At 52.2% G+C, this 16,694-nt stretch carries 14 protein-coding genes; all 14 read left to right on the forward strand.

The genetic code is table 11. The features are described from left to right. The first annotated feature begins 55 nt into the window (after positions 1-55). The 14 genes from LX66_RS06925 to LX66_RS06990 all read left to right on the forward strand — a co-directional run bounded on the left by LX66_RS06925 (position 56) and on the right by LX66_RS06990 (position 16,692). Positions 56-1,474, forward strand: coding sequence for a POTRA domain-containing protein (locus tag LX66_RS06925; protein WP_145711228.1), 1,419 nt, complete (start codon positions 56-58; stop codon positions 1,472-1,474). Positions 1,475-1,492: 18 nt separating this feature from the next. After that, a complete protein-coding gene (locus LX66_RS06930) occupies positions 1,493-2,380 on the forward strand; it encodes an NAD kinase (protein WP_145711229.1) in 888 nt (295 codons plus the stop codon). Between the two features lie 78 nt (positions 2,381-2,458). Continuing rightward, positions 2,459-3,325, forward strand: a complete 867-nt coding sequence (gene porG, locus LX66_RS06935; RefSeq protein WP_145711231.1) for a type IX secretion system protein PorG — start codon at positions 2,459-2,461, stop codon at positions 3,323-3,325. Positions 3,326-3,565: 240 nt separating this feature from the next. Continuing rightward, the gene (locus tag LX66_RS06940; protein WP_145711233.1) at positions 3,566-4,327 is read left to right on the forward strand and encodes an isoprenyl transferase; all 762 of its coding nucleotides are present in this window, start codon (positions 3,566-3,568) and stop codon (positions 4,325-4,327) included. Beyond that, complete coding sequence (locus tag LX66_RS06945; RefSeq protein ID WP_145711235.1) at positions 4,308-7,046, forward strand: BamA/OMP85 family outer membrane protein; 2,739 nt, start codon at positions 4,308-4,310, stop codon at positions 7,044-7,046. Before LX66_RS06940 ends, LX66_RS06945 begins: the two co-directional genes overlap by 20 nt. Positions 7,047-7,113: 67 nt before the next feature. Next, a complete protein-coding gene (locus tag LX66_RS06950; RefSeq protein WP_145711236.1) occupies positions 7,114-7,629 on the forward strand; it encodes an OmpH family outer membrane protein in 516 nt (171 codons plus the stop codon). Positions 7,630-7,680: 51 nt separating this feature from the next. Next, positions 7,681-8,190, forward strand: coding sequence for an OmpH family outer membrane protein (locus tag LX66_RS06955; RefSeq protein WP_145711238.1), 510 nt, complete (start codon positions 7,681-7,683; stop codon positions 8,188-8,190). A gap of 295 nt (positions 8,191-8,485) precedes the next feature. Further along, positions 8,486-8,641 (forward strand): 50S ribosomal protein L34, encoded by a 156-nt coding sequence (gene rpmH / locus LX66_RS06960; protein WP_012788729.1) that lies wholly within the window; start codon positions 8,486-8,488, stop codon positions 8,639-8,641. 21 nt (positions 8,642-8,662) lie between these two features. Then, positions 8,663-9,067, forward strand: coding sequence for a ribonuclease P protein component (locus tag LX66_RS06965; RefSeq protein ID WP_145711239.1), 405 nt, complete (start codon positions 8,663-8,665; stop codon positions 9,065-9,067). A gap of 25 nt (positions 9,068-9,092) precedes the next feature. Then, positions 9,093-9,341 (forward strand): membrane protein insertion efficiency factor YidD, encoded by a 249-nt coding sequence (yidD, locus tag LX66_RS06970; protein WP_145712074.1) that lies wholly within the window; start codon positions 9,093-9,095, stop codon positions 9,339-9,341. Positions 9,342-9,476: 135 nt separating this feature from the next. Next, positions 9,477-11,141 (forward strand): S41 family peptidase, encoded by a 1,665-nt coding sequence (locus tag LX66_RS06975; protein ID WP_145711240.1) that lies wholly within the window; start codon positions 9,477-9,479, stop codon positions 11,139-11,141. Between the two features lie 249 nt (positions 11,142-11,390). Then, on the forward strand, positions 11,391-12,035 hold the full coding sequence (locus LX66_RS06980; RefSeq protein WP_158642558.1) for an RNA polymerase sigma factor: 645 nt from the start codon (positions 11,391-11,393) through the stop codon (positions 12,033-12,035). An 82-nt stretch (positions 12,036-12,117) separates the two neighbouring features. Then, complete coding sequence (locus tag LX66_RS06985; protein ID WP_145711243.1) at positions 12,118-13,161, forward strand: FecR family protein; 1,044 nt, start codon at positions 12,118-12,120, stop codon at positions 13,159-13,161. An 18-nt stretch (positions 13,162-13,179) separates the two neighbouring features. Beyond that, entirely contained in the window at positions 13,180-16,692 is a 3,513-nt protein-coding gene (locus LX66_RS06990; protein ID WP_145711244.1) for a SusC/RagA family TonB-linked outer membrane protein, read from the forward strand. Positions 16,693-16,694: the final 2 nt, after the last annotated feature.

A 16,694-nucleotide genomic window follows, 5' to 3' on the forward strand; every position in this document is an offset into this window, starting at 1 on the left:
TTTACTACCTTTGCCGCTTTCCGGGTTTTTACAAAAGCGCTACTGTCACGATTGCATGTTCAGGATCTGTTATCTGTCAGCCTTACTATGGCTCTGCTGCCTACGACCCTGCCGGGCGCAGGAGGCCGCAGCGTCAACGCTGGCTGTAGTAACGGATACCAGCTACATCGTGGTGCGCAATGTGACCATTACCGGCAATAAAAGGACCCGCAGCTCCTATGTGCTCCGCGAGCTAAGCTACCTGCCCGGGGATACCATCCGCTTAAAAGATCTATCCGCCACCCTGGAAGCCGGCCGCCGCCAGTTGATGAATACCACCCTCTTTCTCAATGTGATTGGCAATGTCAGGAACTGGGAGGGCCATTCCGCCGACCTGGTGTTTGAAGTGTACGAACGCTGGCCCCTGCTGGCGCTTCCCATCTTTAAGCTGGCAGACCGTAACTTCAACCAGTGGTGGGTGGAGCAGGGCAGGAGCCTGAACCGCGTGAACGTGGGCCTGAAAGGCACCCACAGCAATCTTACCGGCCGTAATGATTACCTGAACGGCATTGTGCAGATAGGCTATACCCAGCAACTGGCCTTTACCTACAGCCTGCCCTACGTGGACAGGAGCTTCCGCCGGGGGATCGGCTTTACATTCGCCTATAGCCGTAACCGTGAGATCAACGACAGCTCCAGCGGCAACAAGCAGGTGTTCTACCGGCGGGATAATTTCCTGCGGGAAGTGTACAATGTAGGCTTCAGCTATGCCTACCGCCGCGCCCTTCATACCCGCCACCAGGTATTCCTTACCTATAATTTTGAAAAGATAGGCGACTCCGTGGCCCTGCACACACCCAACTACCTGGGCCGGGGCCGCAGCCGCATCCAGTACCTGGACCTGCTGTACCGTGTTTCCTACATCAAAGCGGATAGCTGGATCTATCCCCTCAAAGGCATTGCACTGGAAGGGGAGCTGGAAAAGCTGGGCATTGCCCCGCTGAACGATATGGACCACTGGAAGATAAGGCTAAAGGCCAACCGCTACTGGCAGTTGTTCCCCCTTACCTATGGCGCCCTGGGCCTGAGGGGCCAGGCCAAGTTCCCGGCAGACCAGCCTTACCTGAACCAGCGGGCCATGGGTTACCAGGAAGATTACCTGCGCGGGTTGGAATACTATGTAGTGGACGGCACCAGTTTTTTTATACTCAAGTCCACCCTGCGCAGGCAGGTTGCCGCTTTTGATGTGAAACTGCCCTGGGTGCCGCAGAAGTTCAATACGGTGAATGTACGGATGCTGCTGAAGATCTATGGCGATGCAGGCTATACCTACAGCAGGTTTCCGGGCAACGGCTTTTTGAACAACCGCATGTTGTACACCGGCGGTATCGGGATGGACATCGTTTCTTTTTATGATTCCTGTGTGCGGCTGGAATACAGCATCAACCAGTTAGGGCAAAAAGGGCTATTTTTACACACTAAAATTGATATGTGATAAAACAGCGGATCCAACATGCAAATTGCCCTTTATAGTCGTGGATTTATTACAGAAGACCTGGCCAATATCCGGCAGTTGCTGGATGAACTGCAACGGCAGGAGATCACCGCGGTTATTTACGAGCCGTTTTATCATAGCCTGCAGCCGCATATTCCTTTTAAGGAGCGGCCGGCCACCTTTTCCCGTGCGGAAGACCTGAACAGCATGACCATAGAATGCCTGGTAAGCCTGGGCGGAGACGGTACCCTGCTGGATACGGTATGCTATGTACGGGATAAGAACATCCCGGTGCTGGGCGTCAACTTCGGCCGGCTGGGTTTCCTGGCCAGTATTGGCAAGGAGGAGATACAGGCCGCCGTGCATGCGCTGCTGCACCGCACATACGTAGTGGATAAAAGGACCCTGCTGCACCTGGACGCCAACATTCCCCTGTTTGGCGATGTGCCTTATGCGCTCAATGACTTTACCATTCACAAAAAGGATACTTCCGCCATGGTAAAGATCCACACGTACCTGAACGGCGCTTTCCTGAACACTTACTGGGCCGATGGGTTGATCGTGTCCACGCCCACCGGGTCTACCGGGTACTCCCTCAGTTGCGGCGGGCCGGTGGTGTTTCCGGAGGCGGGCAGCTTTGTGATCACGCCGGTAGCGCCGCATAACCTGAATGTACGGCCTATCGTGGTGCCGGATAACAATATCATATCCTTTGAGGTGGAAGGCCGCAGCGACCTGTTTTTATGTACGCTGGACAGCCGGATGGAGACAATTGACAATACCGTGCAACTGGCTGTGAAGAAAGAGGAGTTCAAGCTCAGCCTCTTACGCCTGGACGATGGCAATTTCCTGCATACCCTTCGTCACAAGCTTTTATGGGGCATAGATGCCAGGAACCCTAAATGATGTACACATTATTTCCTACATTTGTTTATTTTGTAATACCAAAAGCAGGGATTATCGCGTTTAAGAAGGACCGAATTTATGCAAAAACCTTTTTTTTACTCTAAGCGTATCGTTACTTCCGGCCTTATTGCCCTGGGAATGTTACTGGCCAGCCCTGTTTTGGCGCAGAATGAACTGCAGTATGTAGGAGAGCTGGGTTTTTCCGTAGGCGGGGCCCAGTATTTCGGGGACCTCAACACCGGGGGCGCCCTGAACACCATTAAGCCCACCGTTGGCATTTTCTACCGTAAATATCTCAACGACTATATCGGCGTAAGAGCCCATTTCCGCGTTTCGCAACTGGGTTATTCCGACGTGTATAATACCAATGAGTTCCAGCGCCGGCGCAACCTGAGCTTCAACAGCCAGGTATATGAGCTGGATCTGCAGGGCGACTTCAATTTCTTCCGTTTTGAGCCAGGCAGCTACCGCTATCGCTTCTCGCCTTATTTTACCGGTGGGGTGGGGCTTTTTCATTTTAATCCCTATGCCTACCTGGACGGCCAGCGTTACGACCTGCAGCCCCTGCGCACGGAAGGCCAGGGCTCTGCCCAGTACCCGGACCGTAAGCCTTACGGCCTGGTATCCTACGCTTTTTTGCTGGGCGGCGGTTTCAAATACAACATTTCCCGGTCGGTGAACATCGGCCTGGAGCTATTGTACCGTTTTACGCAAACGGATTACCTGGACGATGTCAGCAAGACCTACGCCGGCGCGGCCCTTTTCCCGCCCAAGCCTAACGGGGAAAATACCGTGGCCTACCTCCTGCAGGACCGTTCCTATGCCACCGGCGACCCCATAGGAGTAGCAGGGCGCCAGCGGGGCAATAGCCGGGACAAGGACCAGTTTGTTTCCCTGGAATTTACTATCAGCATTCTCTTCACCTCCTATCGCTGTAAATTTTAGTTGACAGACAGCAGTTTGCAGTTGGCAGTTATGAAACCGCCAATTGTCGATTTTACTCCTGGCCAACGACTGCCAACTGCCGACTGCCAACTGCAAACTCCCAACCAGCGGGCTTTCGCTGTTAAAACTACGTTAAAACACCTTGCCGTACTTTGCTGCAAGAGGCATATATCTATTTTTGTATCTTTGCACACTTTTAGTAAATCATCTGTTATTCTGTTTAATACGCCTGAAACACTCATGAGTTTGAAGGATAAACTAGACTTGCAACGGTTGCCGCGCCATATTGCTATCATTATGGACGGGAACGGCCGTTGGGCAAAGGAGAAGGGGCAGGACAGGCTTTATGGTCATCATGAAGGGGTGGAAAGTGTGCGGAACATCGTGGAGGCCACTGCCGAGCTGGGGATCGGGTACCTGACCCTGTATGCCTTTTCTACAGAGAACTGGGACCGCCCGGTGTATGAAGTGAATGGTATCATGGAACTGCTGGTGAACACCATCCGGAAGGAAGTGAATACGCTCACCAAAAACAATATAAAACTGCACGTAATCGGGGATATGGACATGCTGCCGGCACAATGCCAGCAGGAAATGGAAGAGGCGATTGCCATTACGGCAGGTAATACGGGCCTTAACCTGGTGATGGCGCTGAGCTACAGCGCGCGCTGGGAGATCGTGAATGCAGCCCGGAAAATAGCGGCAGACGTAAAGTCCGGCAAACTGGCGCCGGAAAATATATCCCAGGACGTATGGCAGCAATACCTATGTACTGCCGCACTGCCGGACCCCGAGCTGATGATCAGGACCAGCGGGGAATGCAGGATCAGTAACTTCTTATTGTACCAACTGGCTTACGCGGAACTGTATTTCACTGACACCCGTTGGCCCGATTTCCGCAAAGAAAATCTTTACGAAGCCATCTTAAACTATCAAACCAGAGAAAGGCGTTTTGGCAAAACAAGCGAACAAATCCAGCAGAATGAAGAAATTATTTCCTAAGAGCCTACTGGCCATAGCTTTATGTTGCAGTGCAGGCATTCGTGTATCCGCCCAACAGAAAGATACCATACCCGTGCCTGTAACCAGCCAGCCACAAGTGCCCATGGCTTTGGGAAATCCCCAGCAATACGAGATCGCTGAAATTACCGTTACCGGTACCCAGTACCTCGACAAATCACTGCTGATCTCCCTGTCTGGCCTGAATGTAGGTGACAAGGTGGTATATCCCGGCGGCGACCAGTTTGCCAAGGCGATACAAACGCTCTGGGGCCAACGCCTTTTTGCGAACGTAGCCATTTACGTCACCAAAGTGGAAGATGGCAAAATATGGCTGGAAATAAACCTGACGGAAAGGCCCCGCCTTGCCAATTTCATATTCCGGGGGATCAAGAAATCCGAAGCGGAAGACCTGGCCAAAAAGGCCACCCTCCGCAAAGGAAGCGTGATCACCGAAAGCATGAAGCAGAACACCATCGCGGTGATCCGCAAGAACTACGAGGAGAAAGGCTTCCGGAATGTGACCGTAAATGTGACCGAGCGTACCGATACCTCCCAGGTTAACTCTGCGGACGTGATCTTTACGGTTATCAAAGGGAATAAGGTAAAGATTAATGATATAAACATAGTTGGTAATCAGAATATATCGGATGCGAAGATCAAGAAGAAGATGAAGGGCACCAAGGAGCGTACCCGCTTTACCCTGCACCCGGACGAGTACCAGGTATATACCGACTCGGTAGAACAACAATCCGACTACTGGAGAACATTCGGCTTCCTGGTGCCTACCCGCACCGCGGAAGCGCTGGACCCTTATTTCCGTTTCAAGCTCTTTACCTCCGCCAAGTTTAACGAAACCAAGTACATGGAGGACAAGGAGAAGGTGATTGCCTACTACAATTCACAGGGCTTCCGCGATGCGCAGATACTGAGGGATACCACGTATAAAACGCCCGCCGGTGGCCTGAACATAGACATGGAGATGCTGGAGGGCAGGAAATATTACTTTGGCGATATTACCTGGAAAGGTAATGCCCGCTATAACGATTCCCTGCTCACCCGCGTATTGGGCATCAAGAAGGGCGATACCTATAACCTGGAGCTGCTGGAAAAGCGCCTGGGCAAGCAGCTTTCTCCCGAAGGCGGCGATATCAGCGGCCTGTATATGGACTACGGCTACCTGTTCTTCCGGGTAGACCCGGTGGAAGTGGGTATCCATGGCGATACCATCGACTACGAGATCCGCATCACGGAAGGTCCGCAGGCCACCATCAAGGAAGTACGTATATCCGGTAACGATAAGACCAATGAGCACGTGATACGTCGTGAGCTGCGTACCCTGCCCGGTGAGAAATTCAGCCGTGCAGACCTGATCCGCTCACAGCGCCAGATCGCGAACCTGGGCTATTTCAACCCGGAAACAATCGGCATCAACCCGGTGCCCAATATACAGGACGGTACCGTAGATATTGATTATAAGGTGGAAGAGAAAGCCAATGACCAGTTGGAGCTGTCTGCCGGCTGGGGTGGTTATATCGGTCTTACCGGTACGCTGGGCGTAACGTTCAACAACTTCTCCCTGCGCAACATCTTCCGCAAGGAAAGCTGGGACCCGCTGCCTAGCGGCGATGGCCAGAAGCTGTCCGTGAGGGTATCCTCCAACGGCCGGGCCTACCGCTCCTATAACTTCTCCTTTACGGAGCCCTGGCTGGGAGGCAAGAAGCAGAACCAGTTCTCCGTTAGCTTCTACAGCAGCTACCAGAACCCGAGCGCGTACAACGAATATATTTATGGTACCACCACCAGCGAGGATGCCTACTTCAAGGTGCTGGGCGCTTCCGTATCCCTGGGTAAGCAACTGAAATGGCCCGATGACTATTTCACACTGATCTACTCACTGAACTACCAGCAGTACAAGCTGAAGAACTATAACTATTTCAATATACCCGGCTTTGACGACGGTACTTCCAACAATATCAGCTTTAAGCTGACGCTGGCCCGCTCTTCCGTGGACCAGCAGATCTTCCCCAGGAGCGGTTCCAACTTCATGCTCAGCGGGCAGTTCACGCCGCCGTACTCTGTATTCAATCCCGAAAAGGACTATACGAAGGAGCCGATCTCCGACCAGTTTAACTTCATCGAGTACCAGAAGTACCGCTTCAATGCGGAATGGTATGTACCGCTGAGCCGTCCCAAAGGCACGGACAACAAATCCTTCGTGCTGAAAGTGGCCGCCAAGTTCGGTTACATCAGCCGGTATAATAACCGTACCACCCTGTCGCCCTTTGGCCGCTTTGAGCTGGGTGGCGATGGTTTGAGCAACTTCGCCATTTACGACCGCGACATCATCTCGCAGCGTGGTTACCCGGTATATTATACCAGCAATCCCAAGCTGAACCCGGAAAACGGGCAGCCCGTTGGTTATGAAGGCTTTACCATCTTCAATAAATACGTGATGGAATTGCGTTACCCGCTCAGCCTCAACCCCAGCTCCACCATCTTCGGGCTGGCGTTCCTGGAAGCGGCCAACGGTTACCGCGATTTCAACGAATATAACCCGTTCCGCCTGCGTCGCTCTGCCGGCCTGGGTATGCGCTTCTACCTGCCCATGTTTGGCCTGCTTGGTTTTGACTATGGCATAGGTTTTGACCGTCTCACCCCCGGCAATGGTTTGAAGGATGCAGCTAAGTTCACCTTTATGTTAGGCTTTGAGCCGGAATGATGTTATACTTGATTTTAAATTATATATTGCAATACTGTTAAGTTGCGAATTAAAAAATAGGGAAAGAATGAAAAAATTATTCATCACATTAGCTGTTATCCTTGCCGCCACGTTTGCCGCCAATGCCCAACGGTATTGTGTGATAGATACCAAATATATCCTGGAGAGCATACCGGAATACAAGGAGGCGCAAACAAAGCTGGACGCTATTGCGGAACAGTGGCAGAAAGAAGTGGATGCCCGCTTCCAGGAGATCGATAAAATGTACAAGGCATACCAGGCGGAAGAGGTAATGCTCACGGAAGAACTGAAGCAGAAAAGGGAGGACGAGATCATTGAAAAGGAAAAAGAAGCAAAGGAGTTGCAGCGCAAGCGTTTCGGCTACGAAGGGGACCTGTTCAAAAAGAGGGAGGAACTGATAAAACCTATCCAGGACAAGATCTATAACGCGGTGCAGAAGCTGGCCGCCAGCAGGATGTATGATTTCGTGCTGGACAAGTCTGCCGGCATCACCGTCATCTTCTCCGATCCCAAACTGGATAAAAGCGAGGACATATTGCGGTCGTTAGGCGTAAAGAAGTAAACCATTTTTTAACCAATAAGTTTTCAGATTTTTTTAAACACAGACAACATCATGAAGAAGTTCGTAATTATTGCATTTGTGGCCGTTTCCGGGTTATTCAGCGCAAGTGTGATGGCGCAATCCAAAATAGCTCACATTAACACCCAGGCACTGCTGGATGCCATGCCCGAAACCAAAACAGCGCAAACTACCCTGCAAACCTATGCCCAGAGCCTGGAAACAGACGGAAAAGCCCTGGTGGAAGAGTATACCAAGAAAATGAAGGAATTTGACGAGAAAGCCGCCAGCATGACAGATAACATGAAGGAGATCAAAGGCAAGGAGATCCAGGACATACAGCGCCGTATTGAAGAGTACCGCAATGCTGCAGACCAGAAGATCGACGCTAAACGCCAGGAAGTGCTGAAGCCTATCTATGACAAGGCCCGTAAGGCGATAGAAGACGTAGCCAAGGAAAAAGGCTATAACTATGTGGTAGACAGCTCTGTAGGCGTACTGCTGGTATCACCTGCCGGTGACGACCTGCTGGCTGCTGTAAAGACCAAGCTGGGGATTAAATAATTGAAATAAGTCATTTGTAAAAGCCTGTTCGCCGGCCGGCAGAGCAGGCTTTTTACGTTTGAGGGCAAATTTTTCTTTACAATTTAAAGAATATCTGCTACCTTTGCCTTCCATTTTGAAAACAGGGTATCCGTCTCCGGCGGATCTAGTATAGTACAGGTAAAAACAAAAATTGAAATGAAACGACCTTGCTAACACCAATAGCGGCAGATGTGATGCTGAAAGTGCTGCTGCTGAATAGGGTAAAATAGCATGGGAGTTCCATCTGACATCTTAAAAGATTAAAAATTAACAGATGAAACGTACTTTTCAACCGCATAACAGGCGCAGAAAGAGCGTCCATGGCTTCAGAAAGAGAATGGAAACTGCTAACGGCCGTAAAGTATTGGCTTCCCGCCGGGCTAAGGGTCGTAAGAAGTTGACGGTATCTGATGAGCGGAAGCTGAAATAAGATCATAAAACGCAACTCGCTATAAAAACTTATTCTTTTACACAGGAAGAAAGGTTAAAAAGCAGAAAACTGATTGAAACGCTTTTTCGGGAAGGAAAAGCGTTTTCTGTTTTTCCATACCGCGTAGTGTACCTGCCGGCCACCCTGCCGGCAGACAAATATCCTGTGCAGGTAGGTTTCAGCGCCTCCTCCCGCCACTTTCCCCGCGCCGTAGACCGCAACCGGGTAAAACGCCTGGGCCGCGAAGCCTGGCGCCTGCAGAAACAGTTCCTGTATGATCACCTTCGCGGGCAGTCCCGGCAGTTGGCCGTTTTCCTCATTTATACAGACAAAAAAATAGCCCCCTTTCCCGTCCTGCACCAGAAAATATCGGTAATTTTAGAACGTTTGAAGAAAGAGACCGGGCAAAATCCCGGGAAAATTTAAATATTACGGCAATTTCGATAGCGTGATGGACAGATCAGAGAAAAAGGCATCCGTGCTGGTTTGGCTGGGGTATCCCTTCATTGGGTTGATAAAGGTATATCAATGGGTAATTTCGCCACTGCTGGGCGCCAAATGCCGCTATACTCCCTCCTGCTCCCAATACGGCATTACCGCTTTCAGGAAATACGGGCTTTTTAAGGGAGGCTATCTTACCATAAAGCGCATCCTGTCCTGCCATCCCTGGGGCGGGCACGGCTACGACCCGGTGCCTTGAAAAGTAAAAAGCTAAAAATTAAAAATAAAAAAGATCGGGCTGGCCTTTCATGCATAGAAGAATTGCTTTAGGCTGTATACAGGGCGGGTAATTTTAACTTTTCCCTTTTAATTTTTTCCTTTTTATTTATAGTCTATGCGCAACATCCGCTATAAAAGAATAAAGATACTGCTGCTGGTAACCGTGCTGCTGGCAGGGGCCGGCATACTGGCCTTTACCGAGAACGACAAATACTTCCAGATAGCCAAGAACCTGGACATTTTTGCCGCCTTTTACCGGGAGCTGAACACTTATTATGTAGATGACCTTTCACCGGAACAGGTAATGCACAAAGGCATTGAGGCCATGCTGGAAGAAACGGACCCTTATACCGATTTTGTGTCGGAGGAGAACCTGGACGATCTCAAGTTCATGGCCACCGGTAAGTATGGCGGCGTAGGCGCCTCCATCAATACCAGCGGTGACAGCACCGTGGTAACGGATATTTATGAAGGCAGCCCCATGTTCAAAGCCGGCGTAAAACCAGGCGATATACTGGTGTCCCTGGATGGCCAGCCCACCCGCGGCATGGACCAGGAAGAGATCAGCCGTATTCTCAAAGGCGCCCCCGGCACAGCCCTCAACATGGAGCTGCAAAACCCGCTGACCGGTGAAAAAATTACCCGCCGGATCGTTCGGGAGGAGATCAATGTACGGCCGGTGAGCTATGCCGGCATGGTAGGTAATGACGTGGGATATATTAAAATGGTGCAGTTTACCGAGAACAGCGGCGCCCAGGTGCAGATGGCCTTTGAAAAGCTGAAGCAGGAAAATCCCGCCATGAAGGGCGTTATCCTGGACCTGCGCAGCAATCCCGGCGGCCTGCTGGACGAAGCCGTAGCGGTATCCAATATATTTATAGAAAAGAACCGCCTGGTAGTAAGTACCAAAGGGAAAGTGAAGAACTGGGACCGGGAGTACAAAACACCGCAGCCCGCTGTGGATGCCGGCATTCCCCTGGCCGTGCTCACTAACCGCTCTTCCGCCTCTGCCGCGGAAATTGTGGCCGGGGCCGTGCAGGACCTGGACCGCGGGCTGGTGGTGGGCCAGCGTTCTTTTGGCAAAGGGCTGGTGCAAACCACGCGCCCCCTGCCCTATAACGCCAAGCTGAAAGTGACCACCGCCAAATATTATACGCCCAGCGGCCGCTGCATACAGGCTATTGATTATTCGCACCGTAACCCGGAAGGCGAGGTGGATTATGTGCCCGATTCCCTGCGCCGGTCATTCACTACCCTGGGTGGTCGTAAGGTCAGGGATGGCGGCGGCATAGAGCCGGATGCGCCGGTAGCGCCCGTATACCTGAGCCAGGTAGCCATTACCCTGCTGCGCAAGCAATACATTTTTGACTATGCCACCCGCTACTACTACGCACATCCGCAGATAGCCGATGCCGGCAGGTTCTCCCTCACGGAAGAGGAGTTTGCAGACTTTGTGCGCTTCCTGGATGGGAAGGACTACAGTTACAAGACGCAGAGTGAAGATGCGCTGGAAAATTTTGAAGCCATTGCCCGCAAGGAAAAATATTATGATGCGGTAGCTGCGGAATATGCCGCCCTGCAGCAAAAAATAAAGCATGATAAAAAGCAGGACCTGCTGAAACATAAAACGGAGATCAGGCGCCTGCTGGAAGAAGAGATCGTGAACCGCTACTACCTGCAGAAAGGCCGTATAGAAAGGTCGCTGGCCTGGGACAACGAGGTGAACGAGGCTGCGAAACTGCTGCAGTCGTCTGCAAGGTATCATGAGTTATTGAAGTAAACATCATTGGCTATAACAGGCAAAAGCCGCATGCACCCGCTGTATGCGGCTTTTGCTATTTATTATTGAAATTGTATTTTTTTTATTAGCTTGTGAGCAGCGAATGGCACAGGTACTTTATAAATTTCACGTTGTAGCATCATACAAGTCACTTCTGAGCGGGTTCTTAATCGAAAGATAACATAACGGCCGGGCCGCGATTGATAATTTTACGTTTTCCAGTCTGATGTGATGATCGAGCAACAACACATGGATCCTGCTATATGGGAGGCTTGCAAAAGGGGGGATAAAGATGCATATGCATGTATCTACAGGTTGTACTATCCCCGCTTATTCAACTATGGTTGCAGGTTTACAGCAGATGCCGCCCTCGTGGAGGACGGCATACAGGAGATCTTTGTGCATTTCTGGACCAACCGGGAAAAGATGGTGGCTGTCCGTGAATTAAAAAGCTATCTCTTCGTATCCTTCCGCCATCACCTGTTAAAATTGCTGGCGCAGCATAAAAAGCTGCAGGAAGATATGCCGGAAGCCGTGGAGGACGCTTTCGCGCTGGAAATATCTGCGGAGCAGCAGCGGGTGGCGGTGGAGGAGCAGCAGGAACAGTTGCTGCTGCTGCGCAGCGCCATGCAGCGCTTAACGCCCCGGCAAAGGGAAGCCATCTTTTTCCGCTTTTATGAGAATATGGGCTACGAGGAAATTGCCGGCATCCTCGATATTTCCGTAAAGGCTACCTATAAGCTGGTGGCCCGCGCTATTGCCCTTTTGCGCGAAACCTATCACAGCGCACCGCTGATGAAGGCCTTGCTGACCCTCACGGCCATGGCTGCAGCATTGGGCAGTATGCAGCTATCCCTGTTCATCTGCAGCAGTCGCCTTCCCGGTTCTCTTTAAATATTTGTACCCCACAAAAAAAATTCCCGCCGCATGGGGTAAAACTGCCTGCGCCCGGCTCCTGTATGTGTAATAACAGTAAATGGAGCTACCAAAAGATTACGAACACTACAGTACCGATGATTTTATTGCGGACGACCGTTTCCTGCAGTGGGTAAGGTTTCCCGATGCGGAAAGCGATGCCTGCTGGCGGCAATGGATAGCTGCGCACCCCCACAAAAAAGAGCAGACGGACGAGGCCCGTGCTTTCATAGAAGGGCTGCATTTTAAAGAAACGTTGCCCACGGCGGCCGCCGTGGAGGCTGCGCTGGCCCGCAACCTGGCCATGATCGCCGGCCTGGAGCAGGAGCCGGCTGCCCCGGTAAAGGTGCGCCGCCTGCGGAAAGCAGGACGGTGGGCCGCTGCTGCCGTGGTGCTGGGTTTCCTGGCGATGGCCGGAAGGCAGCTCTGGCAGCAGCAGTCCCGCATGGTGCAGTATACCGGGCTGGCAGACGGTGTGCGCCGGGTATGGTTGCCGGATAGCTCGGAAGTAATATTGAATGCAAACGCGGAGATATCATTCCGCGATAACTGGCAGCAGGCAGACAGGCGCGAGGTCTGGCTGAAGGGCGAGGCTTTCTTCGATATCAGGCCGGCTGCCGCCGGTGCGCACCTGGCGCGTGCTTTTGTAGTGCACAGCGCCAATATGGAGATAGACGTGCTGGGCACTTCCTTTAATGTGAAGGAAGGCCAGGCATTTACCAACATCACGCTGAACACCGGTAAAATAAAGATCCGTTTCAGCGATCTCCCGGAAACGCCCTTGTATCTCTCCCCCGGCGATTTTGTGCAGTACTCCGCCAAAAAGAATAAGATCGTCCGCAAGCGGGTCAATGCGGACCTGTATGCCGTATGGAAAGAGGAAGGCCGGCAACTGGAGCATGTAACGCTCAAAGAAATGGCTGCTTACATAGAGGATATCTACGGGTACCATGTAAAGATCAGCAGCCGCGAGCTGGCACAGGCGCAGCTCTCCGGCGGATTGCGTGTGAAGGATGAAAAGCTGTTGCTCGAAACGCTGTCATTTGCGCTGAACATCACCATTGAGAAAAAAGCAGATACGCTCTTTATTCAACCAAAGAAATAAAAAATAAAATTCCCTGATATGCTGACAATTGTACCGTTAAAAACAGCAGGAAGGTGCGCACTGCTCTATGCCGCCTGCCTGGTGGCGTCTTCGCTGCAGGCACAGGACTTTGCAACGGCAGGTACCGCCATGCACCATGTTTACGGCTACCAGGCCCAACGCAAGCAGTTGCAAACTTTAGGAGAAGTTCTGCAGCGTATAGAAAAGCAACATGATGTAAGTTTCATCTGCAGGTCGGAACTGTTGCAACTGAAGGTCAATACAGGCAGGCAGGACTTCAGGGGAAAAGCCTTTGTGCCTTCCCTGCTAGCCGTGATCCGGCCCTACGGCCTGAAGCTGAAGCAGATCACGGCCCAGCAGTTCGCCATTTCCGCTACCGGTGAATTTAAACCACAGGAAGGCGATAACGATCGCAACCCGGGTAATGGGGCCGCCCTGCCGCTGTTACGGCCCGGCTTTAGTGCATTGCATAGCGCGGCCCTGGCCGGCAGCCGCTGGAGCCGCATCCAGGTACGGCGTATTACCGGCATGGTAAGAGGTGCCGGCAATATCCCCCTGCCCGGCGTAACGGTAACCGTAAAAGGAACGGGTAATGGTACCGTTACCGATGCGGACGGCCGCTTTGAGATCAATGTACCGGGCAATGATGCGATATTGTTGTTCTCCTATGTAGGCTACCTGCCCAAAGAGGTACCGGTAAGCGACCAGCAGCAGGTAGATGTGGTGCTGAATGAGGATATGCGCCAGTTAAACCAGGTAGTGGTAGTTGGGTACGGCACCCAGAAGAAAGTGAATCTTACCGGCGCCGTAGCCTCCGTAAGCGAAAAGGAGCTGGCCGGCCGGCCCATTACTTCTATGTCTACCGCCCTGCAGGGATTACTGCCCGGCCTTACTGCCATCAATAACACCGGCTTTCCCGGCGCATCCAATGCTACCCTGCGTATACGCGGTACCGGTACTACCAATAATTCAAATCCCTTTATACTGATAGACGGGGTGCCCGGCGACCTTAATTACCTGAACCCGGCGGACATAGAAAGCGTTTCAGTACTGAAGGATGCCGCCTCCGCGGCCATTTACGGTTCCCGGGCGGCGAATGGCGTTATACTGATCACAACCAAAAGAGGGAAGCAGAACCAGCAGCCGGTGCTCAGCTACAACGGCTACTACGGTATACAGCAACCCTATGCAAAGCCTAAAATGTTGGGCGCCGCAGAATACATGGAAATGCTCAACGAGGCGCAGCGTAATGTGAACCTGCCGGAAACCTATACAGAAGAGGATATACAGAAGGTAAAGGACGGCTCGGACCCGGACTTCTTTGCCAATACCAACTGGCCCGATGCGTTGTATAAAAGCTATGCACCGCAGCAACAGCATAACGTGAGCCTCAACGGCGGCTCCCGCGATCTTACCTACTACCTTTCCTATGGCCGGCAGAACCAGGAGGGACTGGTGACAGGTGATAACTACTGGGCGGTGCGTAACAATGCCAGGGTACGTTTAAATGCGCTGCGCCTCTTTGACATTGTGGATATTGACGCTAACCTGGGGTATATAGACCGTACCCGGAACCAGCCCGCCGGGCAGACCGACTACAACTCCGGCCCTATTTATTCATCGCTTACTATGTCGCCCCTCAACCCGGTCAAGTTCACCAACGGCACCTGGGGCTACGGCGGCGGTTCCAGCAATCCTGTTGCCATGGCCACAGATGGGGGATATGACCAGTTTAAGTCGCAGGAAGTGACCGGTAATGTATCCGCAAAAGTGCATATCTGGAAGAACCTGGACTTTACTGTGCAATACGGCACCAATATCATTAACCAGCGCAATGCCGCCTTCAGCCGCAAAATAGACTACTATTATCCCGACTCCGGTGATTTCTGGTACACCAATGCTACCAGCAACCAACTGGCAATGAGGGACCATACCGGCCGCATGGAGAACCTGTCTACCGTGCTCAACTATTCGTTTTCCTTGCAGCGCCATAACTTTAAAGCGCTGGCGGGCTACCAGCAGGAAACCTATCGTTATGAGTCCTTTTATGCCAGCAAACAGAATTTTCCCAGTGATGAGGTGCCGGTGTTCAGCCTCGGTTCCGATAATCCCAATGCCACAGGCGATGCCTACCAGTATGCGCTGCGCTCCTGGTTTGGCCGCCTGAACTACGATTTTGATGAAAAATACCTGCTGGAGTTGAATGTGCGCTATGACGGATCTTCCCGCTATGCTCCGGACCGGCGTTACGGCACTTTTCCGTCCGCTTCTGCCGGCTGGCGTTTTACACAGGAGAATTTTATTAAGAACAGCAGTGTTACACGCTGGCTGAGCGAAGGCAAGCTACGGGCTTCCTACGGCAGCCTGGGCAACCAGTACGGCGCCGATGGGGTAGCTTACTCCGAGTGGTATCCTTACCTGGAGGTGCTGACGGGTGTTAGCACCATGCCCATAGGGCAGGAACTTACCCGGGGCATGGCGCAGACCACTCTGGCCAACCCGCTGCTGCGCTGGGAAAAAGTGAATATGCTGAACCTCGGCATAGACCTGGCTTTCTTTAAGAACCGCCTTACTTTCAGCGGCGATTGGTTTGACAAGCGCACTAAAGATATCCAGCTAAAAGTGCCGCAGCCGGATGTATTAGGTCTGCAGGTGCCGGACCAGAATGCAGGCGAGGTATCCAACAAAGGCTGGGAGCTGAGTCTGGGATGGACAGACCAGGTCAATGAGGTATCCTACGGGTTTACGACCCAACTCTCCGACGTGAGGAACAAAATGCTGAACCTGGGCGGCGCCCCGCCGGTGCTGGACGAACGCATACTGCAGGTAGGCTATCCCATTGATGCTTTTTACGGCTACCGTACAGACGGGCTGGCACAGGAAAGCGATTTCACCAAAGATCCCTCCACCGGCCGGCTCACGCCCAATTTCCCCATATTTGACGCGGACAAAGGCAAGGTAGCCCCCGGCGATCTCAAGTACCGCGACCTCAACGGAGATGGTATCATTACGGCGGATAAGGACCGTGAAGTGATAGGCGATGCTTTTCCCCGTTATACTTATTCCTTCCGCGGGCAACTGGGCTGGAAGAACCTGGACTTTTCCTTCTTTATACAGGGCGTAGGCAAGGGCAACGGCTACATCAACAGCATTGGCCTGCATACTTTCCAGGCTTTCGGCTCTTACCCGCAGGAGGTGCACCGCGACCGCTGGACACCGGAGAACACCGACGCCTGGTATCCGCGCTTCACTTACCTGGACAGCCGCAATACCACCGCCCGCCAGTCGGACTACTGGCTGCAGAATGCGGCCTACCTGCGCTTGAAGAACATACAGTTGGGCTATACATTGCCGGCCAGGTGGACCAGCAGGCTGCGTATACAACAGCTCAGGATGTATGTGTCTGCGGACAACCTGTTCACCAAAACAGACTATTTCTATGCATACGACCCGGAAACCATCATTACTAACGGCGGCACCTACCCGCAGGTAAAAACGTTCGTGTTTGGTCTTAACATTAACTTTAAATAATT

Source organism: Chitinophaga japonensis (assembly GCF_007830125.1).
GTDB classification, from domain to species: domain Bacteria; phylum Bacteroidota; class Bacteroidia; order Chitinophagales; family Chitinophagaceae; genus Chitinophaga; species Chitinophaga japonensis.

What these genes read in the sequence shown, in the direction of transcription:
- LX66_RS06990 (WP_145711244.1), top strand. Translation starts at nt 13,180, where the DNA reads ATGCTGACAATTGTACCGTTAAAAACAGCAGGAAGGTGCGCACTGCTC.
- LX66_RS06975 (WP_145711240.1), top strand. Translation starts at nt 9,477, where the DNA reads ATGCGCAACATCCGCTATAAAAGAATAAAGATACTGCTGCTGGTAACC.
- LX66_RS06930 (WP_145711229.1), top strand. Translation starts at nt 1,493, where the DNA reads ATGCAAATTGCCCTTTATAGTCGTGGATTTATTACAGAAGACCTGGCC.
- yidD (WP_145712074.1), top strand. Translation starts at nt 9,093, where the DNA reads ATGGACAGATCAGAGAAAAAGGCATCCGTGCTGGTTTGGCTGGGGTAT.
- LX66_RS06955 (WP_145711238.1), top strand. Translation starts at nt 7,681, where the DNA reads ATGAAGAAGTTCGTAATTATTGCATTTGTGGCCGTTTCCGGGTTATTC.
- porG (WP_145711231.1), top strand. Translation starts at nt 2,459, where the DNA reads ATGCAAAAACCTTTTTTTTACTCTAAGCGTATCGTTACTTCCGGCCTT.
- LX66_RS06980 (WP_158642558.1), top strand. Translation starts at nt 11,391, where the DNA reads ATGGATCCTGCTATATGGGAGGCTTGCAAAAGGGGGGATAAAGATGCA.
- LX66_RS06940 (WP_145711233.1), top strand. Translation starts at nt 3,566, where the DNA reads ATGAGTTTGAAGGATAAACTAGACTTGCAACGGTTGCCGCGCCATATT.
- LX66_RS06950 (WP_145711236.1), top strand. Translation starts at nt 7,114, where the DNA reads ATGAAAAAATTATTCATCACATTAGCTGTTATCCTTGCCGCCACGTTT.
- LX66_RS06945 (WP_145711235.1), top strand. Translation starts at nt 4,308, where the DNA reads ATGAAGAAATTATTTCCTAAGAGCCTACTGGCCATAGCTTTATGTTGC.
- rpmH (WP_012788729.1), top strand. Translation starts at nt 8,486, where the DNA reads ATGAAACGTACTTTTCAACCGCATAACAGGCGCAGAAAGAGCGTCCAT.
- LX66_RS06985 (WP_145711243.1), top strand. Translation starts at nt 12,118, where the DNA reads ATGGAGCTACCAAAAGATTACGAACACTACAGTACCGATGATTTTATT.
- LX66_RS06925 (WP_145711228.1), top strand. Translation starts at nt 56, where the DNA reads ATGTTCAGGATCTGTTATCTGTCAGCCTTACTATGGCTCTGCTGCCTA.